We start from the raw sequence: 24340 nt of genomic DNA on the forward strand, positions 1-24340 counted from the left end.
ATCGACGAACGCCGTTGGGACAGCGCTCAGAGAGCTGTTCGCTGATCCTGCGCAGGTGCGGAAGCAGGCGAGGTAACCCGGGTTTTCCCTGGCCGATGCAGTCGGCCACAACGGGACCTGAACGAAGACGCGCATCGGCGAAGACCGCACGTAGGCAAGAAACGGCCCGACGAAGCGGGCCCAGCAAAGACTATTGACGAAGGGGCGAGGAGAACGCGGTGAATACCAGGCACTCTGCACTACTGATCGGTCTCGTGATGGCTGCAAATGCCCACGCGCAAAGCAGCGTCGAACTCTACGGGATCATCGACACGGGCGTGATGTATGTGTCGAACGTGGGCGGTCACAGCAACTGGCTGGCCGATCCCGGCACGGCGGCGCCGAACCTGTTCGGTCTTCGCGGAACGGAAGATCTCGGCAATGGACTGAAAGCGATCTTCAAGCTCGAAGGCATGTTCAGTCTGAACAACGGCGGATCGGTCAACGGGCTGTTCGGACATGAAACTTATGTGGGCTTGCGTGACGACCGGTGGGGCACGCTGACCGCCGGCAACCAGATCGACTTCATGTTCTATTCGCTTGTGGTCGACCACTGGGGTCCGGCTTTTCCGTTCGTCAATTCGCTAGGTTTGCGGCAAGGGTCGTTTTCGGGGCTAAACATTCCGGGGCCGCCGGGCAACAGTTCGTTCGACTTCGACCGTACACTCGGCGCGCCGATCGAGAACTCGATCAAGTACATGAGCCCCACCGTCGGTGGCCTCTCGATGGGCGCGCAGTACAGCTTCGGCGGGCAGGCTGGTTCGTTTGGTCAGAATAGCGGGCAGAGCTTCGGTCTGAACTATCACATCGGCACGGTCGCGCTGAACGGCGCTTACACGTACATCAAGTACCCCGAACTAAACAACGGCAACAGCGGCATTCGCAACATGGGCCTGGCTGCCTCGTGGCTCGTGGGGCCGGCCGAACTCGCGGCAATGTACACGAGCACGCAAAACACACAGAACGGCGCGCGTGTCGGCGTCTACGAGGCCGACGCGACGTGGACGGTCTCACCGTTGCTGCACGCAAACCTCGCCTACCAGTACATGAAAGGAAACGATGTCCTGAAAAACCAGAAGGCCAGTCAGGAAACGTTGTCGCTCATGTATTCGCTCTCCAGACGCACGAGCATCTATTCGACACTCGCCCTCCAGCAGGCCTCGGGCGGTCCCGCGTGGATTTCGCTCGTGCCGGGACCCGCGTCGGGCGGCCGGCAAACGGCGGTCGATATTGGTCTGCTGCACGTGTTCTGACGACATGCCCTTACCGCGCGGATGCCGTCGCTCAGTACCCCGTAACAGCGGCACCGCGCTTTTCGGCTGGCACTGGCCAGTCATGCCCCACCAAACCTGAACAGGAGACACCACCATGGACACCCGCTCAACCATGCGCGCAATGCGCGTTCACGAACCCGGCGGCCGCTTCGTGCTCGACACGATCCCGCGTCCTGAACTGCTGCGGCCGACCGACGTACTCGTCGACGTGAAGGCGTCCGGCGTGGTGCCGAACCTGCGCAACGTGATGAGCAATTACGGTGAGCGTGCTTACCTCACCGTGGCGGATCTGCCCGCGATCTACGGGTTGGATGCAGCGGGCGTGGTTGCCGAGGTGGGCAGCGCGGTGACGGGCATCGTCCCGGGCGAACGCGTCTATATCAATCCGGGCCGTTCGTGCGGATCGTGCGACGCGTGCCGGACTGGCCAGCCGATCAACTGCGCGGCCTTTACGTTTCAGGGCTACTTCGGCTTCGGTCCGCAATCGAAAACGATGTACCGGCAATATCCGTACGGAGGCTTTAGCGAGTTCGCTACGGCGCCCGCTGACGGCCTCGTCAAGCTGCCCGAGGCCGTGAGCTTCGAGCAGGCCGCGCGTTTCGGCTATCTCGGCACCGCGTATTCGGGTTTGCGCAAGGCGGGCGTCGGCGCGGGTCGCACGGTGCTGATCGTAGGCGCAAGCGGCACGCTGGGTCTTGGCGCCGTGCAGATCGCACGCGCAATGGGTGCGACGCGCATCCTGTGCGTGGCGCGCAACGAAGCGCTGCCCGCCCGTGTGGGCGCACTCGATCCTCAGCGTATCCGCACCTTTTCGTATGGGACGGGGTCGCTGGCTGACTGGGCCCGCGAGCAGACGGATGGTGTGGGTGTCGACGCCGTCATCGACGCGATCGCGCCAGGCGCGTCGCATCAGGTCACGCTCGACAGCATCGCGGCACTGCGGCGCGGTGGCCGGCTCGTCGAAATCGGCGCTATGACCGACCCGCTGCCGCTGAACCTGCACGAGATGATGTGCGCGCAGGTAAGTGTGATCGGCTCGCTGTGGTTCTCGGTTGCCGAAGGCCAGGACCTGGCGGAAATGGCCGCGGCCCGCACTCTCGATCTCGGCGTGTTCGAACACCACCGCTACTCGCTCGACCAGGCCAACGAGGCACTCGCGGAAGCAGAACAGCGCACCGGCGGCTTCGTCAACGTCGTCATCGTTCAATGAAACAGCCCGAGTCGAACAGGAGAGGATCATGGTAAGACGCATCGTGACAGGCGAGCAGGACGGCAAGTCGGTATTCGTCTCCGATGGCCCCGTCGCCAATACGCACGACTATAAAGCTGTGCCCGGCTTCCAGACCACGCTGGCATGGGCAACGCTGCAGGGCATCGCGCCCCTGCCACATGACGGCAACGATCCGGTGGTCGGCATCAAGTCTGTGGTGCCCGATCCGCATGGCACGCGCCTTCTCGTCGTGCAGTTCCCGCCCGACAGCTCGCTCGATTCCGCCGACTTCGACCCGGTTGCGGCCAGCGCGGAATACGCAGCGCATCTGCCCGGCCTCGCCGAGACATTCGAACCCGATGGCGCAGGCATGCACCGCACCGCATCGGTCGACTACGACATCATCGTTTGCGGCGAGCTGTGGCTCGAACTCGACGACGGCGAGATTCGCCACCTGAAGGCGGGCGACATCGTGATCCAGAACGGTACGCGTCACGCGTGGCGCAATCGCGGCACTGTGCCGGCGGTGATGGTGGCGGTATTGATCGGCGCCGGAACGCCCGCCGCGCTGTAACGGCAAATCAAGTGGGAGGGCAAACGATGAGTCAGCAAGCAGAACATCCGCACGACGGGCCGCCCAGGGCTGCACGCGCCGAAACGCTGGAATGGAGCGATGCGATGTTGCTCGGCCATGCGCCGATGGATGCCGCGCATGAAGAGTTTGTCGAAGTGGTGACGGCGCTCGCCGGCTGTACGCAGCATACGGCGCTGGCCTGCCTGCGGGCGGTCCGGGCGCATCTGCTGTCCCACTTCGCAGTCGAGCAGGAATGGATGCAGAAGACGGATTTCCCCGCCGCCGATTGCCATCTTGACGAGCATCAGCGGGTGCTGGATGCCGTCGAGAAGGTCAACGCGCTCGCAGCGGTCGGCGAGGTGGGGCTGCAGGACATCAAGCGTCTCGCGCAGGCGTTGGCGGACTGGTTTCCTGGGCATGCCGACTATATGGATTCAGCGTTGTCGGCGTGGGTCAACAAAAAGATGCATGGGGGCGCCCCTGTCGTTTTGCGACGCCATGTGCAGGTGGCCGAAGTGGCCTGAACAAAGTGAAGGAGCTAAACATGATCATGAAAGACAAGGTGGGACTCGTAACGGGCGGTGGCTCGGGCATGGGGCGCGCGGCAGCGCTCGCGCTGGCGCGCGAGGGTGCGATCGTCGTGCTCGCTGGACGGGGTGAAGCAAAGCTCGCGGCCGTGCGCGATGAAATCCGGCACGCCGGAGGCCGGGCGGAAATCCGCCCGGCCGACGCATCGCGTCGCGAGGATAACGAGGCGCTCGTCGCGTTCGTCGAGTCGCGCTTCGGCAGGCTCGATTTCGCCTTCAACAACGCGGGCGGCCACGCGGACTTCAAGCCGATCGACCAGACGTCGGTCGAAGAGTCGGAGTGGGTGATCGATCTGAACTTCAAGGGCGTCTACTACGGCGTCAAGTATCAGATTGAAGCGATGCTGCGTGCGGGCGGCGGCGCGATAGTCAATAACGCGTCGATCTTCGGCTTGCGTGGGATGAACGGCATCGCTCACTACGTTGCGAGCAAGCACGCTGTAGTCGGTCTGACACGCGCGGTCGCGAAAGAGTACGCCGGCAGCGGTATCCGCATTAACGCGGTGTGTCCGGGCGCAACCGAGACGCCGAACTACATGCACTCGACCAACGGCGACGTGCACCTGCTCGACGACATGATTCCGATGCGTCGCATCGGCCAGCCCCATGAGGTCGCCGACGCGGTGCTGTGGCTGCTATCCGACAAGGCGGCCTACGTGACGGGTACCACTCTTTCCGTCGACGGTGGCATGACGACCTGAACGACAGTTTCTGGCGCACGGGACACAAGGAGATAGAGCGATGAAATCGGATCGTGCAGCACGGTACATCGGCGGCGCGCTTATCGCGCTGATGGCGTTCGGCGCGTACGCGCAGGGCGGCAGCGAGCTGGCTTCGACGCCCGCAGCGAGCGCGGCTCCGGGTGAGAGCAAAGGCGCGAGGCGAGCGGCAAACCGGCTGCTGCAGAACAAAGTGCGCCGCGCGCTGGCCCACGAAAAGGGCCTCAACGCTTCAGGCATTGCGGTGCGCGCCCGTGACGGCGCGGTCGCTTTGCAGGGTTGGGTGCCGGAGCAGTCGCAACTCCAGCTTGCGTTGCGCACGGCGCAAGGTGTGCCCGGTGTCGTGTCGGTGAGCAACCAGTTGACCATACGACCGGTTGGACAGTGAGCAGTCGTCCCGTGCGAGCGATCGGGCGTTGAACGGTTACGCCCGGGACGACGAACCAACAAGGATCAGTGGTTTGAGTGAGTGCCGGGCGGCACCGGGGAAAAGCTTTTCGAACGTGATCGGTAAATGAGGCGCGCAAGCGGATCCTGCTTTCTATCAGTTATACGAACTAAACATTTGTTCCGCCGAAGGGCCGAACGTTTGGAGATAGTCATGCCTGACACGATTGAATTGGCGCAGCAAGGCGAGGTCGATATTTCGACTGTCCGGATGACGGACAGCTCGCGCATGCCGAAGTTCGCGCTCACGATGGCCTGGTGGGCGTTGTGCAGCGCGATGGTGTATCTGATCATCGGCGCAACACTGGCGCTTTACTACGGCACGACCAACGCGCTGATCGGGATGCTGATGTCGGTGATCGTTTATTCCGCCGTGAACTATGTACTGACGAACCATGCGATCCGCACGGGTCTTTCCGTCTCGCTTTTTTCCCGCGTGCTGTTCGGCAGCGCGGGCGCGGCGCTGGCCACACTGATATTCGCGGCAACGGTCATCTACTACACCGTGTTTGAGAGTTCGGTCATTGCGGTAGCCTTGAACACTCTCTTTCCGTCCGTTTCCTACCCATTGGCGTGCCTGATCGTGGTCGCCTACAGCGTACCGCTGGTCTTCGGCAGCGTGCAGAACTGGCTCGACAAGCTCAACGGAGTGCTGCTGCCTTTCTACGCGGTGGGCTTGATCGCAGCCGTCGCAATCGCGACGACAGCGCATGGCTATAGTCCGGCATGGATGCATTTCGGCGAGTCGCCAACAGGACCCGCCGCGTCGAATGGCTGGTGGAACTGCTTCGTCTATTACATGGGCGTCTGGCTCTTCATGCTCGCCGCGTTCGACTTTGCCCGTTTCGGCAAAAAGGAGCATGCCCGCTACCACAGCCTGATTAACTTCGGCATGCCGTTCTGGATTGTCACGTTCGTGGTCAACGGCGTCGTGGGGATCTATCTCGTCAGCACGATGCAAGGGCAAAGCACACTGTCCGAGGTGTCGGTGGTACTCGCGCTGCTCAAGTTAATGGGGCTGTGGGGATTCGGGTTTCTCGTCGTCACGCAGACGCGCATTAATACTGCCAATTACTATCTCGCGACAATCAACACCCAGGCACTGTTCGAAGCGGGGCTCGGCCTGAAGCTGCCGAAATTCGTCTGGACGATAGTCGTCGGCGCAATCGTGTACGCGCTGATGCTGTCCGGCATTTTCTCGAAGCTGCTGCTCGCTCTCGCGTATCAAGGGGTGTTTGTCGTCGCGTGGGTGGCGGTGGCGCTCGCTCATATCCTCTCGCACAAATCGGAGCGGACTTCCGACGACGCAGTGGAAGGGGCGCTGCGCGACGCGCCGACTTTCAACGTAGGCGGACTGGTTGCGTGGTTTGCCGGTGTCGCGGCGGGCATTGGCTTGATGAGCGGACCGGAATCGATCCACTCATTCTCCGCACCCGCAACGTTCGTGATCTCGGTCGCGGCGTACCTGACGGTATCGGCGTACGCGAAGCGGTCCATTCCGGTTGGCACGTGATCACGCATCAGGCTTCGATAACGGCCGGGGCGTTTCAGCCCGGCTTGCCCTGACCGGTTTGGTCAACGGGGCTGTGCTTACGACAAGTCCGCAGCCCGTGATTTCATCAAGGAGAGAGATAATGTCAGATCCGACGATCATCCGCCGCCGTACGGTCAGCAGCGGCAACAGTGGTGCATCGACTCAGTATCAGCCCTACAAGGACGCTGCGTGGGGCTTCGTCAATCACTGGTATCCGGCGCTTTTCAGCCACGAGTTGGTGGAGGACCAGGTGGAAGGCGTGCAGATATGCGGTATTCCGATCGTTTTGCGGCGCGCGAACGGCAAGGTTCACGCGCTCAAGGATCAATGTCTGCACCGTGGCGTTCGCCTTTCCGAAAAGCCGACGTGTTTCAACAAGAAGACGATCTCGTGCTGGTACCACGGCTTCACGTTCGATCTCGAAAGCGGCAGGCTCGCGACCATCGTAGCGAATCCGGAAGACAAGCTGATCGGCACGGTCGGTATTACCTCTTATCCTGTCCACGAGGTTGCAGGGATGATCTTCGTCTTCGTGCGCGACGACGATTTCCCGCTCGCGGACGTGCCGCCGCTCGAACAGGATCTGCCGGTGCGCTTTCCGAAGCATAGCGACCGTTACCCGCACCCACTGTGGCCGGCCGTGCCCAGTCTGCTCGACGAGAACGCGGTGGCGATGGGCATTCACCGTATCGGCTTCACGAACTGGCGGATTGCGTGCGAGAACGGCATCGACAATGCCCATCTGCTGCTGCACAAGGACAACAGCATCATTCACGCGATGGAATGGGTCCTGCCGCTTGGCCTGTTGCCAAGCGGCGAAGACTGCGTGGAAGTCCTCGAAGACCCGGAAGGTCCCAAGGGGATGCTGCAATGGCTCGGCACGGACAAGTGGCAACCGGTGCTGGAAAACAAGGAGCTTGGGCTGAAAGTCCCTGGACTCGTAGGCCGACCCTATCGTACTTCCATTGTGCTGCCGGGGCTCGTTGCGGTCGAGAACTGGCCGGGCGAGCATATGGCGCAACTGGAATGGTTCGTGCCCATTACCGACGACACGCACGAGTACTGGGAGGTGATCGTGCGCGTTTGCAATACGCCTGAGGAACTGGCAGCGCACAAGTACCGCTACGAGCGTGTCTACGAGCCGCTGGCACTGCACGGCTTCAACGACTGCGATATTTACGCGCGTGAGTCGATGGAAGATTTTTACGGCGACGGCACAGGTTGGGAAAACGAAAAGATGGTTGCAACGGACATTTCAGCCGTCACCTGGCGCAAGGTGGCATCGCGATGGAATCGCGGCATCGCGAAACCGGGCCGAGGTGTGCCGGGCGCACGAAAGGACAGCAGCCTGCGCTTCAAGCGCGCGGCGGACGGCAAGCGAATCAGCTATAAGACGGAGCAGATCGAAGACTGAACCGTGCCTTGTATCCCTTCCCCGGACGTTGTGCCGGGGAGAGGGCCCTTCATCAAGGCAGGTCCCGTTCGGTTCGGTTTTTTTTCCGCTTTATCGCGCTTTGCGTCGATCCGGTGGCCGGGGCAAGCTGCTCGGTTTGCGAGGTGATGGTGGCGGCGTCGCGAGCCGCTTCATCATAGATCCCGGTAAGAAGAGACATGAAGCGCGCGTAGCGCTCGAACTTCTCGTCGGGGTCGCTAATTTCCCCGAGGCGCTGGATCAGTATCTCGTTTCTGACCTTGTAATACTCGTCCGTCAACCGAATCCCCAGATCGCTCGCACGATAAAGGTAGGTTTTGCTGCTCTTGTCCTGCTGCTTTTCGATCAGTCCTGCGGTTTCCAGCTTTCTGAGGCTGTACTGGATATTTGGAATATCGTCGCGATTCATTAATCGTCCGATCATCGCGCTCGTCTTGGGTCGGTTCTGCATACGGATGACATGAAGGATCACGTGCTCCTGATGTTTGAGGTCGACATTCGCAGTGATCGCAACGATGCCGGTTGCGAGAACGAAGCGAGTGAAGGACTCGTAAAAACGGATCAGTGACCACTCAAACTCAGCGATCTTGAACTCGGTGTCAGACTTTGCGAGATGCCACGATCGGTAGAACTTGGGTTCCATTGCTTGACTCGCTCAAAATTGTCGATGGGAAGTGACGGCTCCCCGGTTCGGCCGTCTGGCATCACCGGCATCGCGAGACAATTTCGTGTGCGTGAGGACTTGCTGCGGCGAGGTGATGTCAATCAATTGTCAATCGACAATATATTTAATCACACTGGATGATCTACCAATTTCCGAAAAATTTCTGCCGACGTTGGGGTGTCCGGGATTGTTTGCGTAAGCTCATTGTCGGCTTGCCCGGATTGGGGCTAGTTCACATCCTGCAAACCGGGGCCGAGAACCTATCCCTATAGAGACGCGAAGTCGTATCAGTCGAACGCACCTGCGAGCAGCGCCCCATAGCCGCGCGGCCGATCGGCGAGTCCGAGCGTGCGCAAGCAATGCCACAGCAGCGCCTGGTTGCTGGTCACGACCGGTTTGCCGCGCGCTTCGATGGCGCCGATGACCGGCGCCAACTGAATCCCCGCGCAACTGATCAGGAACGCGTCCGCATCGGCGAGATCGACGCGGTTGGCGAGCGCCGCCCAATGTTCCGGCGGCAACATGCCTTGCTCGACCGGCGTGGACTGCGGGTCCGAAATTTCACTGACGATCTCGATGCCGGCGCGCGCGAGGAACGCACTTTCCATCTCGACGACCTCGGCCGGGTAGGGTGTCAGCAACGCAATGCGTTTCGCGCCGCAGGCGGCCAGCGCGGCGAGCACAGCGTCGGTGGTGGTGACCGAGCGAATGCCGGTTGCGGCAAGAATGCGCGCGTTGATCGCGTCAGCGCCGACCGCCATGCTCGCGGCCGTGCAGTTCATGGCGATGAGCTCGACGGCGGCCGTGGCGAGCAGGCCGGCGTGCTTTTCCACCTCGGCGACGACAGCGGTATCGCTCTCCAGCGAGGTCCGCGAGAAAGGCATGCGCGTGGTGACGAACTGAACTCCCTCGGGCGCCATCAATTGCACTTCGAAGTCGCACAACCCTCCGGACGGATACAGATGCCCAATGCGTGCCCGAGTTCCAAAGCCGAGACTCATAACCAGTACCTTTAACCGAGAAGCAAATTGCCGGGGCGAGTGCGAGGGTCATGCGTCGCGCGCGCGACGCACATGTTCCGGGGTGGGCGTGAGCATCACGGCAAGCGACGCGATGAGCGCCGTCGTCGCGAACATCACGAAATTCCAGGCTGGAGAAACATTCAGACCTGCCAGGTAACCGCCGATCACCGGGCCGCACATCGCTCCGAAGCGTCCAACGCCGACCGCCCAGCCGGTGCCCGACGCGCGCGCATGCGGAGCGTAGTAGTTCGCCACGTAGCCGAGCAGCACGAGCGCCACGGCAATACTTCCGAACCCCGCGCACGCGACGAGCAGATAATTCAACGCCATCACGTTCTTGTACGACAGCGCGGCAATCGAGAGCGCGCCGACGAGGAACGCCGAAGAGATCGTGAGGCGCGGGCCGAAACGGTCCGCGATACGTCCGATCACCACGCCGCCGACAGCCGCCGCGAGATTGAACACCGCGAAGAACGCCAGGCTCGAACCGAGATCGTAGCCGTTCTTGCGCATGATCTGCGGCAGCCAGGTGCCGAGGCCGTAGACGAGCATGATCGCCATGAACTGCGCGACCCACAGGCACAGGGTGCCCATCGCGTTCTTGCGCGAGAACACCTCACGCAGCACTTCGCGAAACTGCGCCTTTTTCTGCGCGCCCGGCATATCGGGCGCAGGCTCGCTCATGCCGAGCCGCGCTGCGAGCATGCGGGCCTCGTCGTGGCGGCGATTGCGCACGAGAAATTCGAGCGACTCGGGCAGCCACATCATCAGCGCGGGCACGAACAGCAGCGGCGTCGCGCCGATGGCGACGACCGCGCGCCAGCCAAAGCTCTGGATGAACGCAATGCCCGAGAGCGCCGAAACGAGCGCGCCGATCGGATAGCCCGAATACATGATCGCGAAGTTCAGGTTGCGCCGCTTCGGCGGCGAATACTCGATGGTCAGTGCGGCCGCCACGGAAATGACGCCGCCGAGCCCGAGCCCGCCTATGCCGCGCACCAGCGCGAAGATGGCTGGCGTCGGCGCCCATACGGCGCCGAGCATCGAGAGCGAAAAGAGTGCGACGCAGCCGATCAGCAGTTGCTTGCGGCCCGCGAGGTCGCTCAGCAGGCTGATGAAGTAGGCGCCGAAGAGGGTGCCGATGAGCGCAGCGCTGCTCATCTGTCCGAGTTCGAGCGGCGTGAGATGCCAGCGCGTATCGGCCAGCAGCGAGGGCACGATCGTGCCCATTACGCCTATGTCATAGCCCTCGGAGACGATCGCTACCCAGCAAAGTGCGAGGACGAGGCAGGTCGTGCGCAGCGGAATGGTTTGGGCGGGGCTTTCGGCCGCCGCGTCGGCAACGTGCATGGCTTCTCCGGGTGATTCAGGGACATTGGAATTGGAGTCGGCGCTACGCGGAACGTCGGCGCCATGCCAGGACGCGTCAGGCTCAGCGAGCTTAATAAATAGTCGCATTCATTATTGTTGAGATCAAACCGGAGTTAACCCTGAGCTAGATGAAATGTCTCGCTGCCTTGATGTGCGATGAATTCGGAAAAAGCCTAGAAAACAGAGGATTTCGGATCTCCCGCGCGAGGTCGGGGCGCCGCGGCGAGCACGCGGCCCGCACGTTTTTCGAATGGTATTAGTTATACGATTTCCGCGCGCTTGCGACGCGTGCGTGGCGCCGGTGCTTCGGGCCCCAGTATGAGGTCCACCATCAGCGCCGCAACGGCCTCGAGGTCGCGCGTATCGCCGATGCGGCTGTTGATCGCAAAGCCGTCGTGCGCCATCCACAACACATGCGCGAGCAGCTTGTTGGCGGCCACAGGGGCAAGCTCGGGCGGCAGGCTCTCGACGATCAGCTCCGTTACGAAGTCTTCGCAGCGCGCGAGCAGGTCGTTGGGCTTGGGCGTGCCGCGCGGTGCGCTCGCGAGCGCTTCGATCATGGCGTTCGCGAACGAGTAGTCGGCGGCCGGAATATCGCCCCAAAGCCCCAGCACGATGCGGCGCAGGCGCGTGCGCGGCGTGGGGAACTTGCGTACCGCGTCGCGCAGCGTCTCGAGCTGCTGCATCAGCCACGGCGTATAGATCTCGTAGAAGATCAGCAGTTTCGAATCGAAATACACGTACAGGTTCGCGACTGTCATGCCCGAGGCGCGGGCAATTTCCGTCATGGTCGTCGCCGTGTAGCCCTTGCGGCAGAACAGATCGAATGCGGCGGCGACGATTGCGTCGCGCACGTCCGCTTTTTTGACTTGTGCCATCCATGTCCCCTGTGCGGCCGCGCTTCCTGCGCGGCCCTGTCGTTGAGCGGTCGATCCCGGCGCGTGGTTCATGACCGGGTTGCGTTCGTTATTTTACCAGGCTTGTCCCCCGCGTCCTGCCGCCCGGCGTCGAATGGGTGCGCGAATAAATCGGTGCTTGACAAGATCAATCGTTCAAAACAGAATGCCATTTAGTTTTGAACGATGATCGAACGGAGGCATTGCAGCATGAAACCCGAAACGTTTTTCCTCACGGACCGCTATCCCGAGCTTGGCAAAGGCCCGGTTCCGCTCGAGCCCTACGTGTCGCCGGAGTACTACCAGCGCGAGAAAGCGCAGATCTTCAAGAAGACCTGGCTGCAGGTAGGGCGTGTCGAAGAGATTTCGCAGCCGGGCGACTATTTCGTGAAGGAACTGGCTGCTTGCGACACTGAGATCATCGTGGTGCGCAACAAGGCCGGGCAGATTCGCGCGATGCACAACGTGTGCGCGCACCGCATGAACCAGCTCGTGTACGACAAGTGCGGCCACACGCGCAAATTCTTCTGCAAGTTCCATGGCTGGGCCTATGACCTCGACGGCAAGCTGACCGGCGTGCCCGACGAAGACTGCTTTTTCGACATGAAGCGCGAGGACTACGGGCTCGCCCAGGTGTCGTGCGACGTATGGCAAGGCTTTATCTTCGTGAACATGGATCCGCAGCCGGCGCAGTCGCTGGCCGAGTTCATGCGGCCGGTCTATGGCGAAGTGGAGGGCTACCCGTTCGACAAGCTCACCTGCGGCTTTCAGTGGACGAGCGTCGTGAACTGCAACTGGAAGCTCGCGCTCGACGCGTTCCAGGAGGCTTACCACGTCGCCTACGTGCACGGTCGCTCGATTGCCGACGCCATCGACCGCAGCGAAGGCGGCAGCATGCGCCCGCTCGACGTGGTGTGCGGCGACCTGCACCGGCGCCTTTCGCTCGCCGGCAACCAGAAGTCCGTGTATGGCAACCCCAAGGCCGCGACCTCGGGCGGCGCCGCCGCCGAGCAGGCGCTGGCCGAATCCGCGCAAACCCGCCCGATTGCGGCAGCGGCCCTGCGCGCGGCGATCGGCAGCGCGAAACATGAGTTTCCGCTCGACGCGCTGCCCAAGGGCGTGAACTGGACGAACAGCGAAAACTGGCTGTTCGACATCAACGTCGTATTTCCCGACTTCTATGTCTCGCTGCGCCCGAACTATTGCCAGGCGTACAACTTCCGGCCCCTCTCTCACAACAAGACATTGTTCGAAGGCCGCGTGTATTACCCCGAGATGACCACCGCCGGCGGGCGTTTCTTCCTCGAATACATGAAGGTCGCGCTGCGCGACGTGCTGCTGGAAGACATGAGCACGCTGGAGCGCACCCAGCGCGCCGCGGAAACGGGGGCGAAATCGCACATGATTCTCCAGGATAGCGAAATTCTCGTCCGCCATGGCGCGCACGTCGTCGACCGGCTCGTCGCCGCCGCCCTCTGAACTCACGCCTGTCTGGAAATCCCGAGGACCCCTATGGAAACGAAGATCATCAATATCGAGGCGCTGCGCGCCACCTCCGCGCCGGTGCCCGATCTGCCCGCGCAATTCGCGAGCCTGCAGCCGTTCGCCAGCTGGGCACTCGATACGGAAACCGCGCGCAACGTGCGCCGCCATGCCGCGACGATGGACGAGATCCGCGCGTTCGTGGCCGCGATGCTGCCTGAGATGGAGCGCATTTTCGCGTGGCTCGAGCGCTTCGACATGAACGCTCTGCCGCCCGACGCGCGCGCGCTGATGTGCCTGACGCTGTCGCTGGCCGAAGTCGCGCCGGCCGTCGAGTTCTACCAGCAGCAGGCCGTGGTGGACGGGTTCGACCCGCGCCGTTTCGTCGCCGACGAGGCCTTCGTCATGTCGCCCGCGCTGTGAGCGGCGCAAGGAGACAAGCATGAGTCAATGCCGCGTTTTCGCCATCGACGACAACCTCAAGGAAGTCGTGGCTGATGGCCTCTATATGAAGCATCTCTTCGGTCAGACGATGAGCGTTGCGGTCGTGAAGTTCATCGAGACCGCCGGCCGCGCGCTGCCGGCCAAATCGCATCAGCACGGCGAGGAAGCATCGCTGCAGGTGAGCGGCGGCTGCTCGGTGTTCACGGGCGAGGGCGCCGCCACGGACGCCGAATTTCCGATGCACGCGGGCGAAGCGCTGCTGATTCCCGCCGACACGCCGCACTACGGCCGCAACCGCTTCGAGCCCGCTGGCATGAGCCTGCGTCTGAATGCGGTGACGCCGCCGCGCAGGGAATATGGCGCGGAAGACACGGTGCCTTACTATCCGCTCGCCGAGCGCAAGGAGCAGTCATGAGCGAATCGTCCTTGCAGCCCTGCCTGCACGTCAGGCAAGCAGAGCCCGCTACACACGGTTCGGCGTTCGACATGAGCATCCGCGAGTTGCTGGACGGCGAGCGGATCGAAGCGGCCGCCGGACTGGCGGGCGAAGAAGTGGCGGCAATTCTCGAGGGCACCTTCAGTATTGAAGCGGCTGGCGAGCACTATCGCCTCTCGGCTGGCGAAGCCATCATCATTCCGCCGGGCGCGGCGCGGGCATGGACCTGCACGTCCGCCACGGGGGTGCTGTATCGCGTGATCAAGCAGGGCGGCTTCGCGGCCGGCGAGGCGGTCATATCATGAGCGCCGCGCGGCATGTGGTGATCGTCGGCGCGGGGCATGCCGGCGGGCGCGTGGCGCAGCACCTGCGCGCGCTTGGCTATCGCGACCGGCTGACGCTGGTCGGCGATGAGCCGCACGCGCCCTATGAACGGCCCGCGCTGTCGAAAGAGCTGCTGCTCGGCGAAAAGCGCAGTGACGAACTGATGCTCGGCCCCGCTTCGTTCTGGGACGACGCCAGCACCGTCGAGCGTGTGCATGCGCGCGTCACGAGCGTCGACGCGCAGGCGCGGCGGCTCTCGCTCGACGACGGCACGAGCCTCGGCTTCGATGAACTCGTCGTTGCCAGCGGCGGCGTCCCGCGGATGCTCGACGTGCCGGGTGCGACGCTGCCTGGCGTGATCGGTCTGCGCACGCTCGACGACGGCCTCGCGCTTGCCGAAACGTTGCGCAGCGTAAAGCGCATCGCCATCGTCGGCGCGGGCGTGATCGGCATGGAGGTGGCGAGCAGCGCGCGCGCGCTCGGCATCGAGGTCACCGTGCTCGAGGCCGGCGAGCGTATTCTTGCGCGCAGCCTGCCGCCCGCGCTTTCCGCATGGCTGCGCGAGCGGCACGAAGCACAAGGCGTGCGCATCGAAACCGGCGTGCAGGTGCGCGCCATCGCGCCCGCTCAGGGCGAGTCCGGCTATATCGTGCAGGCCATGCGCGAGGACGGTACGACGTTCGCGGTGCCGGCCCAGCGCGTGCTCGTGGCGGTCGGTATTGAATGCGCGGTGGGCTTTCTGGATGGCACAGGCCTCGCCTCGCGCGAAGGGGTAAGCGTGGACGAGCGCTGCCGCAGCCCGCTAGCGCCGTGGTGCTACGCGGCGGGCGACGTCGCGCAAACGTGGCATCCGCTTTACGGAAAGCCGGTGCGCCTCGAAACCTGGCGCAATGCCGAAAATCAGGCCGCGGCCGTGGCGGGCTTCATCATGGGGCGCGACGAGCCCTATATGGAGATTCCGTGGATGTGGACCGACCAGGCCGGGCACAACGTCCAGGTCGTCGGTCTGCCTTCCCGCGACGACGAGGTGTGCGTGCGCGCAACGCGTGATGCTCATCCGTCCACTGTGCTGCTGCTGCGCGAAGGGTGCGTGACGGGAGGCGTGTTGATCGACAACGGCCGCGAGCGCCGCCATCTCGAAGCACTCGTTGCCAGGCGCGCCAAGCCGGCGCCCGAGCGGCTTGCCGACGCGTCGATCCCACTCAGGGAGCTTGCGCAATGAACGACGCAAGCCTGCACGAGCGCGTGGCGCGCCTCGAAGCCCTCGAAGCAATTCGCGAACTCAAGGCGCGTTACGCGGCGCTTGCCGACGCGAAATACACGAGCACCCACGAACGCCAGCCCGCCGACGTGATGGCGCGGGTGGCATGGGATCAGGCGCTGTGCTTTACCGAAGACGCGGTGTGGGAGGGCGGCGCGGGCTTCGGCGACTCGCTGGTGGGCCGCGCGCAGCTGCACGAGTGGTTCAAGCGCTCGCCGTGGTGCTTTGCGGCGCATTACTACGGCAGCCCGCGGCTCGAAATCCGCGCAGACGAGGCGAGCGGCACCTGGCGCCTGTGGCAGCTCGCGATGCGCGAGGACACGCGCGAAGTCGTGCTGCTCGCCGCCGTCACGCGCGAGCGCTACCGGCGCGATGACGACGGCGCATGGCGTTGCACTTACATGAAGTTCGAACAGATCCACCTTGCAGCGCCCGGCGCCGGAACGGCCCCGCTTGCCGCGACGCTCGCGGCGCTCGATGCGGCGCGCGTGGCGCAACCATGATTGCGTGAATTCGCAGAAGGAGTCCTGACTATGTGTACCTTGACCGTTTCTGGAGACGAGACCCTCGGCGTGGCCCAAAGCGAGTCCGATCAGGGCGCCCAGCCGGTGCGCTGGTATCGCGCCGGCGAGGCCGCCGCGCTCTTTGCAGGCGGGGCGAGTTGCGGCGTGCGGATCGATCGGCACGAGCTGGCGCTGTTCGACGTGGACGGCACGGTCTATGCGCTCGACGACATCTGCACGCACGGCCACGCGCGCCTTTCCGAAGGTGAATTCGAGGGCCATGAGGTGGAGTGTCCGCTGCACGCCGGCTTGTTCGACGTGCGCAATGGCCGCGCGATGTGCGCGCCGCTCTCTCGGGACGCCCGCTGCCATGCGGTGAAGGTCGAAGACGGCGTGGTGTACGTCAACACCGAAGCCTTGCAGGAGAAAGCGTGATGCAGACGCAACGCAATCGCGGCTCGACGGGCGCGGCGGGCAAGCCGCGCGTCGCGGTGATCGGCACGGGCGGCACCTTTGCGATGCAGGCGCGGCACCGCTTCGACTGGATCGAGTATGGCGAGAGCGGCGTCGTTCGTTCGATCGACGCGCTCATGGACGAGATGGGCGGCCTCGGCAACGTCGCCGACGCCGTGGAACTCGTGCCCGTGCCGTTTCGCGCGCTCGGCAGCACGGCCATCACGCCCGCCGACTGGCTCGCGCTCGCAAAGCTGATCCGGCTCACGGCCGCGGCCGACACCGGCATTGCGGGCTTCGTCGTCACGCATGGCACCGCCACGCTCGAGGAAACCGCGTGGTGCCTCGACCTGCTGCTCGACCTCGATGTGCCGGTGGTCATCACGGGCGCGCAGCGGCCGCTGAACACGGCCGGCAGCGACGCGCCCGGCAACCTGCGCGCGGCGCTCGCGCTCGCGCAGTCCGACGCGGCGCGCGGCGAGGGCGTGCTGGTGGTGATGAACAACCAGATATTCGCCGCGCGCGACGTGACAAAGGCTGCAAGTTTCGAGCTGGGCGCATTCGAGGCGCCGCCTTTTGGTGCGCTCGGTCGGGTGGAAGCGTCGGGCCGCGTCGTGATGCGGCGCCGGCGCGCCAACACCGCGCTGCGCTTGCCGCTGGACCTGGAAGCGCTCGACACGCTGCCGCGCGTGGATATCGTGCTCTCTTACGCGGGCGCCGACGCCGTTGCGATCGAAGCCTTCGTGGCGGCGGGCAGCCGCGCGATCGTGAGCGCGGGCCTCGTGCCCGGCCGCCCGGCCGCCGCGGAGCAGGCCGCGCTCGCGCGAGCGGCGCAACGCGGCGTGGTGGTGGTGCAGTCGAGCCGCGCGCCGCGCGGCGAGGTGCCGCTGCAGGCGTTTCTCGAAGCAGCCGGTGTGCTCGCGGGCGGCGATCTCGCCCCGCAGAAGCTGCGCATTGTGCTGATGCTGGCGCTCAGTTGTACGACCGATCGCTTGCAGATCCAGCGATGGATCGACGAGGCGTAAGACAGGTTCGTGTGAATCCACCGGGAGCGCTATTAGCCATGACCGCCTCGGTGATTGCTCGCCTCAATACAAGGAGAGGGAATAGGAGTGCAAAAGTATTCGACTCGAGGGAGGCGCGGAACCTGCCGAAGGCACACGACGTTCCAGATGTCGTATGCCTCTCTATCGGAAAAGGCTGATATGAAAAGCCTCTTATCAAAAAGCAATCGCCAGCCCAAACATCGCGACAAATTGATTCGGCGTTGAAGACGGAGTCGTATTCTGCGAGTCCCCCACGGCCGGCCTCGCATCGATGATATCTCCGCTGCCGCCAATGCCGAGCGTGTGCCCCGACGCGTGCTGAAACGCCTGCAGCGCATAGAGCGTAGTGCGTTGCGACAGGTGGTACAGCTCCTTGAGCGATACCTGCTGGTAGCGGGCTGCGTCATCAATTCCATTGGCAGACGAAGCGTGCGTGAAGCTATAGCCGGCTGCCAGATCGACCCGGGTACTTGCCTTGTAACTTACCAGCGCACCGTAGGTATTGAACACAGCGGTATCGCTGAAAAGCGAATGACCGTCGGGCTGATAGATCACGTTCGAATAGTTCAGGCCGAACACAATATTGCCCAACGTATAGTTGGCGGCAGCGGCGAGGTGCTGGACGACGCGCGCGGACAGATATCCATTGTTCACCACTGAGTGAGAAAATTGTGCGCTGGCGTTCGGATCGAAGCTCCCCTCGACGTTGCCCGTGTTGTACATGCGGATGTACCCGACGCCGGCTGCAAGCGGACCGCCGTCATAACGCAGTGCCGCACTTATGAGACTGCCGCTTTGCACGCTGCCAGGCACCCCGCCGAAGCCGTACTGCACACTGCCACGAATTCCATATATCGCGGGCGATGCATAGGTTACCGAATTGTTTGCACGAATGTCGGTGTCGAATCCATCGATATCGGCAGGGTGTGCACCGGTTGCGCCAGTCAGGTAGGTCACCGGCCCCAACACCCCCATGAGCAGATAGTACGGCGTGTACTGACGACCCATGGTCAACGTACCGATCTGTGTGTCCTGCAACCCGACATACGCGTACCGGTTGAATGCCAGCCCCGGCGTTTGCTCGGCCCCGGTCCCGGGATCGAAGCCTTGCTGCAGGTCGAAAATCGCGCGCAGGGTCGGGCTGAGCACCTCCGTTCCCTTCAGTCCAAACTTGGACGCATACAGATTGCCTTGCCGCATGTACACGTTCGAATGGCCATTCTGATTATTCGCGTACACGATTGCTTCGTCGACGTTCCCATACAGGGTGACGCTGCTTTGCGAGAATGCCGGCGACGATACGGTCGCGGCGCACAGGATCAACGGCCGGGCAAGAGGAGCAAGTTTGAATTTCACGATACATTTCGTCAGTTGTACTGGTCGTGCGCTTCTCCATACCCCGGAAGCACCCGCAGCGATGTTTTTCGGTTCTTAACGCGGTGGATCGGACCGATCTTTATCACGTCCATCCGAACCGGTCAGATGCTCTCACCATCTGAAGGCGCTGGATGCTACCAAAAAAGCTCCGGCTTTGCGTTCTACCGCGCAGCGCTCTGCCTGGTCCCCAGCGGCGCCTGGGCGCCCAGGCTTTCGCGCGCCCGCTTCACGTCGTCGGCGCTGACGGCCGCCGCGGCATTGCCCATGCTGTTACGCACATAGGTGCCGACCGCAGCGACCTCGGCATCGGAAAGTTTCCAGCTGAAATTCGGCATCGCCGCTCCGGTCGGATTACTGTGCGTCACTGCCCCGCGACTGCCGACGAGGATGGTGCGTAACAGGTTGGTTGTTACCGGCGCCTGAATGCCGGAGTTGCTGCTCAACGACGACACCATCCCGGACACCCCCGTGCCCGACGAGCGATGACACGCGATGCAATTGGCGATGAACAGTTCGTGACCGGCTGCCATCACTGGATTACTCGCATCGAGCGGTGCCGGTGGCCTGTTGTCCGATCCGGGGAAGCTCTTCAGATACACCGCCATCCCATGCAGATCCTGCGTCGTCGCGTACTGGAGCGAGTTGGTTACCGCTTCGGCCATCGGGCCCGACGCGACGCTGCGCGCATTGCCGCCCGTCTGCAGATACTGGACGATCTCTTCCGGCGTCCAGTTGCCCAGGCCGGTGTAGGTGTTGCTCGTGATCTCGGGCGCGAACCACCCCTGCAGCAGACCTCCCTGCAACGGCGCCCTGTCGCCACCGAGGAAATTCTTCGCCGTATGACACGCGCCGCAATGACCCAGGCCCTGCACCAGATACGCGCCCCGATTCCATTCCACTGACTGCGTATCGTCATGCCTGAACGGCGTATTGTCGAAGAACAGCAGGTTCCAGCCGAATATCAGCCAACGGATATTGAACGGGAATGGCAACTGGTTGGACACGACCGGATTGTGAACCGCAGGCACGGTATCCAGATATGCCTTGATATCGCGGATATCCTGATCCTTGATCCTCACGTACGCGGTGTACGGCATCGCGGGGTACAGAAACTCGCCGTGCCGGCCGCGGCCTTGACGGACCGCGCGAATGAACTCTTCGTCGGTCCACTCGCCGATGCCAGTTTCCTTGTCCGGTGTGATGTTGCTCGAAATCAGCTTGCCGAACGGCGTCTGAAGCGGCAGGCCGCCCGCAAACGGCTTGCCGCCTTCGGCGGTGTGACACGCGATGCAGTCACCCAGACGCGCGAGATACATGCCCCGCGCGACAGCGTCATCGCCCGGCTTGGGTGCGGCCGGCCGCGGCGCGGCTGCTGTTTGCGCGTCGACGCTGCCGGCGTGGCCCGCTGCGAACAAAGCCGAGGCGGCGACCGCAAGCGTGGTCACGACGGCAATCAAGGTCTTTTTCCTGTCCATGATCACCCCTTCACCAGAGGACCCGGCGATTTCAGATACGTCGCCTTGATCGCCTCCGCTGCCCACAGCGTCAATGCGGCGACCGTACCTGTCGGGTTGTAGCCGCCGTTATTCGCGAATGCCGACGCACCGACCACGAACGTGTTGTGCACGTCCCAGCTCTGCAGATAGCGATTGAGCGCGCTCGTCTTCGGATCGTCGCCGATGATCGCGCCACCGGTCGTATGCGACGACAAGTTGTCCATCGGCGAAAACGGCTTCGCGGTCGGCTCGCTGCGCACTACTGTCTTTGCCCCCATCGCATGGCCAATCTCCACCGACCTGTCCGCCATGAACCGGGCCGAACGCTTGTCGTTTTCGATCCAGTCGAAGGTCACGCGCAACAGTGGCTGGCCATGGCGATCCTTGTAGGTCGGATCGAGATCGAGAAACACGTCGCGATGCGGATAGCTGTTACCCATGCAGTACACGGAATTGAAGTTCTGGTACGCATGCTGATACGCCTTCTTCCATTCGCTGCCCCACCGGGGCGTCCCCGGCGGAACACCGCCGGCGAGTCCGATCGGTCGACCATTGGTCGAATGGATCAGCGCGACTCCACCACCGATGAAATCGTGGTTCGAATGGTCGAAGTTATCGCCATTGAAGTCGTCGATAGCCTGCGCGAGCGCACCGGCTCCAATGAAGGGATTCAGCCGCTCGTTTTCGAAAAACACCGATGCGCCGGCTATGGTCTGATAGGCGTAGTTTCGACCCACCACGCCTTCGCCGGTATCGCGGTTATACGGCTTGCCGATACCCGAGAGCAGCATCAGGCGCACATTGTCCATCTGGTACGCGGCGATGACGACGATGTCCGCCGGTTGTTCCCACTCGTTGTTCTCGTGATCGATGAAGGTGACGCCGGTGGCGGTCTTTTTGTCATCGGTGAGATTAACGCGCAGTACCTCGGCCTCGCTGATTACGCTGAAGTTCGTGCGCTGCATTAGCGCGGGCAGAATGCACGCCTGCGGGCTGCTCTTCGACCAGTTGCCGCAACCGAAGAACTCGCAGTAGCCGCAATACGTGCAAGGCGCCATCCGCACGCCGAGCGGGTTCACATACGCGCCCGATGTGTTGCCGGCCGGCACCGGAAACGGGTGATAGCCGAGTCCGCGTGTGGCTTTATCGAAGATCATCGCGGCCTGGGTGCGCTCGAGCGGTGGCAGAGGATAGTCGCGATTGCGCGGACCTTCGAACGGATTGCCGCCTTCCTGGATCTTGCCCTGGATGTTGCCCGCGCGACCGGACGTGCCCGCGAGCCGCTCGAATCTGTCGTAGAACGGTTCGAGATCGCTGTAAGTCACGCCCCAGTCCTGCACCTGCATACCCTCGAGAAACCGGCCTTTGCCATAGCGCTCGACGGTATTCGTGTAGGTCTTGAAATCGGTCGGCAGGAAGCGCCACGTCATGCCGTTCCAGTGCGTGCCCGCACCGCCCGCTCCCCAGCCGAACTGATAGGTGTTCAGCTCACGCAACGGCAGCGCGGTCTGATTGACGTTATTGCGGAACGTCAGCGTTTCGACCGCGGGCGGCTGCAGTAGGGCGCGGCGCGTGGCGAAGCGCAACTCGTCGGTACTGATCGTGGTGGGGAAATCGCTGCTGGTGTCACGCCAGGCGCCGCGTTCGATTGCGACCACATTCAGGCCCGCCTGCGTGAGTTCGTTCGCCATCAACGACCCGGCCCAACCCAAACCTATGATGACGGCGTCAACCTTGGCACGCTTGTTTGCCATGTCACTCTCCGCAAAAGCGATGGGGGGTGATGCTCGTTATATCCGCCGACGCCGGCTGCGGCTGCTCAGTTCTTGCTGTTGATGAGGCTGATGGGGATGATCTTCAGGTCTTCGCCGCGGCGGCCGATCACGTCGCGAAAGTCGTATTGCGCGCCGGGAAAACCGAGCATCTTCCAGCCCGCCATGTCTTTGTTGCCACCGTAGATCGGGTCGGCAAAATAGCCTTCGCGCACGTTCTGCAGCAGCATGTTGAAAAATGCCTTTGAATCGACCGAACCGAGTGCGAGCTCGCCCGATTCGAGTTGCGTTAATAGCGCATCCTGCTGGGTCGGAGAAAGCGCCTGAAACGCTTTTCCATCGAATGTTTTCTTGCAGTGCGTGTCGAGTGCGCCGAGGCCGGCGCGGTAGCGCTGCGCAGGTGTGTCGCTAAACTGCGGGCCCTGTTGCGGCGTGCCCTGCGTAAAGGAGCCGAGTCGGTACTGCATCACGGCGTTACCGAAGTCCCCGCTCAACTGGCGATCGATAAACAGCGCACATCCCGCTTCCTTGCCGCCGATGCTGATCTCATCGTGTGGAATCAAACGGTCCGCGATTGCTTCGAGCGCCGCCGCTTCGTCAGCGGTGAGGTATTTCCAGCCATCCGGTGTCACGGGTTCGGGCAGCACGACTGGGTCCTTGACCCATGGCATGCCACCGTAAATTACTTTGGCTTTGGCTACCACCACGGTCGCCGCGAACATCAGCATTGACGAGAGAAATTTTCGCCGTAGCACTTCGTCCTCCAGATAGACGCAGAACGCGACATGCTTTTAACAATGCTGCTGCCAGTCTGACTCGGTCGATAGATATAGTCTCGCGGACAGACCCAGTTTAGTCAGAAGTTAAATTTTTTAAAACAAAAAAATTGCATCTTACTTAGGAGAGTTTTTTATTCTTTCATCCCACTGACTTCTGGGATAGCCGCACGTTGGTTCGTAAAATATATTGGACTCGCCTTGACTCCTTTGTTTGTCTCGCATAAAAGAATCGTCGAAATACTGCACCTCAAAGATATCTTTTCGCACGCTGTCTCGACGGCCGTCCTGTCCTCCTGATCAGGCATCCTCTATATAACAAAATATCGTGTCTATATCGATGATTTGCACCAGAGCCCGATCGGGTACGTGTCAGGCCTTGCAACCGGTACGCGGCAAGATGCCGGCGAGCACGATGTCGCACAGGTTCCGCTCCACCTCGGCGAAGAACTTGCGGTTTTTCAACGTCTTGCCGGTCAGCCCTTCCACCTGGAACGAAAAGTCCGCGTAGTGCTGGGTGGTCGCCCACAGAAAAAATATCAGATGGTGCGGCGTCACCGGCGCGAGCTTGCCGTCCGCGATCCACTGCTCGATGACCGCCTGCTTTTCCTGCACGAGTACCTTGAGATTCGCTAGCAACTCGTTGCCGAACACCGGCGCGCCTTGCATGATCTCGATGCAGAACAGACGCGAGGCGGCCGGATTGTCACGCGACGCAATCAGCTTCTGATGGATGTACGCGGGGATCGCTTCGACCGGGTCCTGCTCGACGCTGAACGCGCGCAGCGGCTCAAGCCAGAGCGCCAACAAATCGCGCAGCAGCGAAGCATACAGATCGTCCTTGTTGCGAAAGTAATAGAGCAGATTGCCCTTGGAAACGTCGGCGCGCTCGGCGATCTGATCGACGCTGGTGCCGTGGAAGCCGAAGGTGGAAAAAAGCTCCAGCGCGGCGTTCAGGATGTTGCGGCGCTTTTCGTCGATCTGCCGTTGACGGCGCGCCTCGCTCGCCTCGCTGCGTTTGCGTCGCGGTGCGCTTGTCAGTTCTTTGCCGGGCGCCTGTGACATCGTCTCGGTGTCGGTATCGAAGTGATTGAAGGGAGCGCCGGAATATAGCACGCGCGTTCCGGCGTTCATGCCAACGGAACGCAACGACTGTGCCAATTTGCACCAAATGGTTAGAACTTCGATGGAACGTCACGCG

25 protein-coding genes are annotated in these 24340 nt (G+C 62.5%); 16 read left to right on the top strand and 9 right to left on the bottom strand.

All coding sequences use genetic code 11. The annotated features are described in order from the left end of the window. The first annotated feature begins 218 nt into the window (after positions 1-218). From LJ656_RS09745 to LJ656_RS09780, 8 genes are all read left to right on the top strand, one after another. Positions 219-1292 carry a porin gene (locus LJ656_RS09745; protein WP_230509105.1) on the top strand — a complete coding sequence of 358 codons (1074 nt, stop codon included), beginning with the start codon at positions 219-221 and terminating at the stop codon, positions 1290-1292. Between the two features lie 115 nt (positions 1293-1407). Further along, the gene (locus LJ656_RS09750; protein WP_230509106.1) at positions 1408-2523 is read left to right on the top strand and encodes an alcohol dehydrogenase catalytic domain-containing protein; all 1116 of its coding nucleotides are present in this window, start codon (positions 1408-1410) and stop codon (positions 2521-2523) included. Positions 2524-2551: 28 nt separating this feature from the next. Further along, positions 2552-3097 (top strand): cupin domain-containing protein, encoded by a 546-nt coding sequence (locus LJ656_RS09755; RefSeq protein ID WP_230509107.1) that lies wholly within the window; start codon positions 2552-2554, stop codon positions 3095-3097. Between the two features lie 26 nt (positions 3098-3123). Beyond that, positions 3124-3621: a bacteriohemerythrin gene (locus LJ656_RS09760; RefSeq protein WP_268998574.1), complete on the top strand. Its 498-nt coding sequence runs from the start codon at positions 3124-3126 to the stop codon at positions 3619-3621. Positions 3622-3641: 20 nt separating this feature from the next. After that, positions 3642-4385, top strand: coding sequence for an SDR family NAD(P)-dependent oxidoreductase (locus tag LJ656_RS09765; RefSeq protein ID WP_230509108.1), 744 nt, complete (start codon positions 3642-3644; stop codon positions 4383-4385). Positions 4386-4425: 40 nt separating this feature from the next. Then, a complete protein-coding gene (locus LJ656_RS09770) occupies positions 4426-4791 on the top strand; it encodes a BON domain-containing protein (RefSeq protein WP_230509110.1) in 366 nt (121 codons plus the stop codon). Between the two features lie 213 nt (positions 4792-5004). After that, positions 5005-6363 carry a purine-cytosine permease family protein gene (locus LJ656_RS09775; protein WP_230509420.1) on the top strand — a complete coding sequence of 453 codons (1359 nt, stop codon included), beginning with the start codon at positions 5005-5007 and terminating at the stop codon, positions 6361-6363. Beyond that, entirely contained in the window at positions 6353-7798 is a 1446-nt protein-coding gene (locus LJ656_RS09780; protein WP_230509112.1) for a Rieske 2Fe-2S domain-containing protein, read from the top strand. Before LJ656_RS09775 ends, LJ656_RS09780 begins: the two co-directional genes overlap by 11 nt. A gap of 52 nt (positions 7799-7850) precedes the next feature. Here LJ656_RS09780 and LJ656_RS09785 read toward each other — a convergent pair whose 3' ends face one another. The 4 genes from LJ656_RS09785 to LJ656_RS09800 all read right to left on the bottom strand — a co-directional run bounded on the left by LJ656_RS09785 (position 7851) and on the right by LJ656_RS09800 (position 11751). Continuing rightward, complete coding sequence (locus LJ656_RS09785) at positions 7851-8459, bottom strand: winged helix DNA-binding protein (protein WP_230509113.1); 609 nt, start codon at positions 8457-8459, stop codon at positions 7851-7853. A 308-nt stretch (positions 8460-8767) separates the two neighbouring features. Then, the gene (locus LJ656_RS09790) at positions 8768-9481 is read right to left on the bottom strand and encodes a maleate cis-trans isomerase family protein (RefSeq protein ID WP_230509115.1); all 714 of its coding nucleotides are present in this window, start codon (positions 9479-9481) and stop codon (positions 8768-8770) included. A 48-nt stretch (positions 9482-9529) separates the two neighbouring features. Further along, positions 9530-10852, bottom strand: coding sequence for an MFS transporter (locus tag LJ656_RS09795; RefSeq protein WP_230509117.1), 1323 nt, complete (start codon positions 10850-10852; stop codon positions 9530-9532). A gap of 281 nt (positions 10853-11133) precedes the next feature. After that, complete coding sequence (locus tag LJ656_RS09800; protein WP_230509118.1) at positions 11134-11751, bottom strand: TetR/AcrR family transcriptional regulator; 618 nt, start codon at positions 11749-11751, stop codon at positions 11134-11136. Positions 11752-11979: 228 nt separating this feature from the next. On the opposite strand from LJ656_RS09800, the gene LJ656_RS09805 reads away from it, so the two are divergent. From LJ656_RS09805 to LJ656_RS09840, 8 genes are read left to right on the top strand one after another with little or no spacing between them, the layout of a single operon-like run. After that, positions 11980-13248: an aromatic ring-hydroxylating oxygenase subunit alpha gene (locus LJ656_RS09805; RefSeq protein ID WP_230509122.1), complete on the top strand. Its 1269-nt coding sequence runs from the start codon at positions 11980-11982 to the stop codon at positions 13246-13248. 33 nt (positions 13249-13281) lie between these two features. Next, entirely contained in the window at positions 13282-13674 is a 393-nt protein-coding gene (locus LJ656_RS09810; RefSeq protein ID WP_230509123.1) for a hypothetical protein, read from the top strand. 19 nt (positions 13675-13693) lie between these two features. After that, positions 13694-14110, top strand: coding sequence for a cupin domain-containing protein (locus LJ656_RS09815; RefSeq protein WP_230509124.1), 417 nt, complete (start codon positions 13694-13696; stop codon positions 14108-14110). After that, positions 14107-14436 (top strand): cupin domain-containing protein, encoded by a 330-nt coding sequence (locus LJ656_RS09820; protein WP_230509127.1) that lies wholly within the window; start codon positions 14107-14109, stop codon positions 14434-14436. Before LJ656_RS09815 ends, LJ656_RS09820 begins: the two co-directional genes overlap by 4 nt. After that, entirely contained in the window at positions 14433-15677 is a 1245-nt protein-coding gene (locus tag LJ656_RS09825; protein ID WP_230509128.1) for an NAD(P)/FAD-dependent oxidoreductase, read from the top strand. Before LJ656_RS09820 ends, LJ656_RS09825 begins: the two co-directional genes overlap by 4 nt. Further along, on the top strand, positions 15674-16219 hold the full coding sequence (locus LJ656_RS09830) for a nuclear transport factor 2 family protein (protein ID WP_230509129.1): 546 nt from the start codon (positions 15674-15676) through the stop codon (positions 16217-16219). The genes LJ656_RS09825 and LJ656_RS09830 overlap by 4 nt, the downstream gene beginning before the upstream one ends. A gap of 30 nt (positions 16220-16249) precedes the next feature. After that, the gene (locus LJ656_RS09835) at positions 16250-16654 is read left to right on the top strand and encodes a non-heme iron oxygenase ferredoxin subunit (protein WP_230509133.1); all 405 of its coding nucleotides are present in this window, start codon (positions 16250-16252) and stop codon (positions 16652-16654) included. Continuing rightward, positions 16654-17697: an asparaginase gene (locus tag LJ656_RS09840; protein ID WP_230509134.1), complete on the top strand. Its 1044-nt coding sequence runs from the start codon at positions 16654-16656 to the stop codon at positions 17695-17697. Before LJ656_RS09835 ends, LJ656_RS09840 begins: the two co-directional genes overlap by 1 nt. A 195-nt stretch (positions 17698-17892) precedes the next feature. Here the strand turns inward: LJ656_RS09840 and LJ656_RS09845 are convergent, their stop codons facing one another. The 5 genes from LJ656_RS09845 to rutR form a co-directional block, all read right to left on the bottom strand. Next, positions 17893-19074, bottom strand: a complete 1182-nt coding sequence (locus LJ656_RS09845; protein WP_230509135.1) for a porin — start codon at positions 19072-19074, stop codon at positions 17893-17895. Positions 19075-19256: 182 nt separating this feature from the next. Further along, positions 19257-20570 (bottom strand): cytochrome c, encoded by a 1314-nt coding sequence (locus LJ656_RS09850; RefSeq protein ID WP_230509136.1) that lies wholly within the window; start codon positions 20568-20570, stop codon positions 19257-19259. 2 nt (positions 20571-20572) lie between these two features. Further along, positions 20573-22345, bottom strand: coding sequence for a GMC family oxidoreductase (locus tag LJ656_RS09855; RefSeq protein ID WP_230509142.1), 1773 nt, complete (start codon positions 22343-22345; stop codon positions 20573-20575). A gap of 65 nt (positions 22346-22410) precedes the next feature. Then, the gene (locus LJ656_RS09860; RefSeq protein ID WP_230509144.1) at positions 22411-23118 is read right to left on the bottom strand and encodes a gluconate 2-dehydrogenase subunit 3 family protein; all 708 of its coding nucleotides are present in this window, start codon (positions 23116-23118) and stop codon (positions 22411-22413) included. Positions 23119-23511: 393 nt separating this feature from the next. Beyond that, a complete protein-coding gene (rutR, locus tag LJ656_RS09865) occupies positions 23512-24255 on the bottom strand; it encodes an HTH-type transcriptional regulator RutR (protein WP_230509145.1) in 744 nt (247 codons plus the stop codon). Positions 24256-24340: the final 85 nt, after the last annotated feature.

Source organism: Paraburkholderia sejongensis, assembly GCF_020880815.1.
GTDB classification, from domain to species: Bacteria; Pseudomonadota; Gammaproteobacteria; order Burkholderiales; family Burkholderiaceae; genus Paraburkholderia; species Paraburkholderia sejongensis.

Bases quoted from the DNA above. Each gene is read 5' to 3' on its own strand.
- LJ656_RS09855 (WP_230509142.1), bottom strand. From the start codon at position 22,345: ATGGCAAACAAGCGTGCCAAGGTTGACGCCGTCATCATAGGTTTGGGT.
- LJ656_RS09765 (WP_230509108.1), top strand. From the start codon at position 3,642: ATGATCATGAAAGACAAGGTGGGACTCGTAACGGGCGGTGGCTCGGGC.
- LJ656_RS09850 (WP_230509136.1), bottom strand. From the start codon at position 20,570: ATGGACAGGAAAAAGACCTTGATTGCCGTCGTGACCACGCTTGCGGTC.
- LJ656_RS09830 (WP_230509129.1), top strand. From the start codon at position 15,674: ATGAACGACGCAAGCCTGCACGAGCGCGTGGCGCGCCTCGAAGCCCTC.
- LJ656_RS09760 (WP_268998574.1), top strand. From the start codon at position 3,124: ATGAGTCAGCAAGCAGAACATCCGCACGACGGGCCGCCCAGGGCTGCA.
- LJ656_RS09820 (WP_230509127.1), top strand. From the start codon at position 14,107: ATGAGCGAATCGTCCTTGCAGCCCTGCCTGCACGTCAGGCAAGCAGAG.
- LJ656_RS09750 (WP_230509106.1), top strand. From the start codon at position 1,408: ATGGACACCCGCTCAACCATGCGCGCAATGCGCGTTCACGAACCCGGC.
- LJ656_RS09810 (WP_230509123.1), top strand. From the start codon at position 13,282: ATGGAAACGAAGATCATCAATATCGAGGCGCTGCGCGCCACCTCCGCG.
- LJ656_RS09795 (WP_230509117.1), bottom strand. From the start codon at position 10,852: ATGCACGTTGCCGACGCGGCGGCCGAAAGCCCCGCCCAAACCATTCCG.
- LJ656_RS09755 (WP_230509107.1), top strand. From the start codon at position 2,552: ATGGTAAGACGCATCGTGACAGGCGAGCAGGACGGCAAGTCGGTATTC.
- LJ656_RS09800 (WP_230509118.1), bottom strand. From the start codon at position 11,751: ATGGCACAAGTCAAAAAAGCGGACGTGCGCGACGCAATCGTCGCCGCC.
- LJ656_RS09835 (WP_230509133.1), top strand. From the start codon at position 16,250: ATGTGTACCTTGACCGTTTCTGGAGACGAGACCCTCGGCGTGGCCCAA.
- LJ656_RS09775 (WP_230509420.1), top strand. From the start codon at position 5,005: ATGCCTGACACGATTGAATTGGCGCAGCAAGGCGAGGTCGATATTTCG.
- LJ656_RS09805 (WP_230509122.1), top strand. From the start codon at position 11,980: ATGAAACCCGAAACGTTTTTCCTCACGGACCGCTATCCCGAGCTTGGC.
- LJ656_RS09815 (WP_230509124.1), top strand. From the start codon at position 13,694: ATGAGTCAATGCCGCGTTTTCGCCATCGACGACAACCTCAAGGAAGTC.
- LJ656_RS09785 (WP_230509113.1), bottom strand. From the start codon at position 8,459: ATGGAACCCAAGTTCTACCGATCGTGGCATCTCGCAAAGTCTGACACC.
- LJ656_RS09840 (WP_230509134.1), top strand. From the start codon at position 16,654: ATGCAGACGCAACGCAATCGCGGCTCGACGGGCGCGGCGGGCAAGCCG.
- LJ656_RS09770 (WP_230509110.1), top strand. From the start codon at position 4,426: ATGAAATCGGATCGTGCAGCACGGTACATCGGCGGCGCGCTTATCGCG.
- LJ656_RS09825 (WP_230509128.1), top strand. From the start codon at position 14,433: ATGAGCGCCGCGCGGCATGTGGTGATCGTCGGCGCGGGGCATGCCGGC.
- LJ656_RS09790 (WP_230509115.1), bottom strand. From the start codon at position 9,481: ATGAGTCTCGGCTTTGGAACTCGGGCACGCATTGGGCATCTGTATCCG.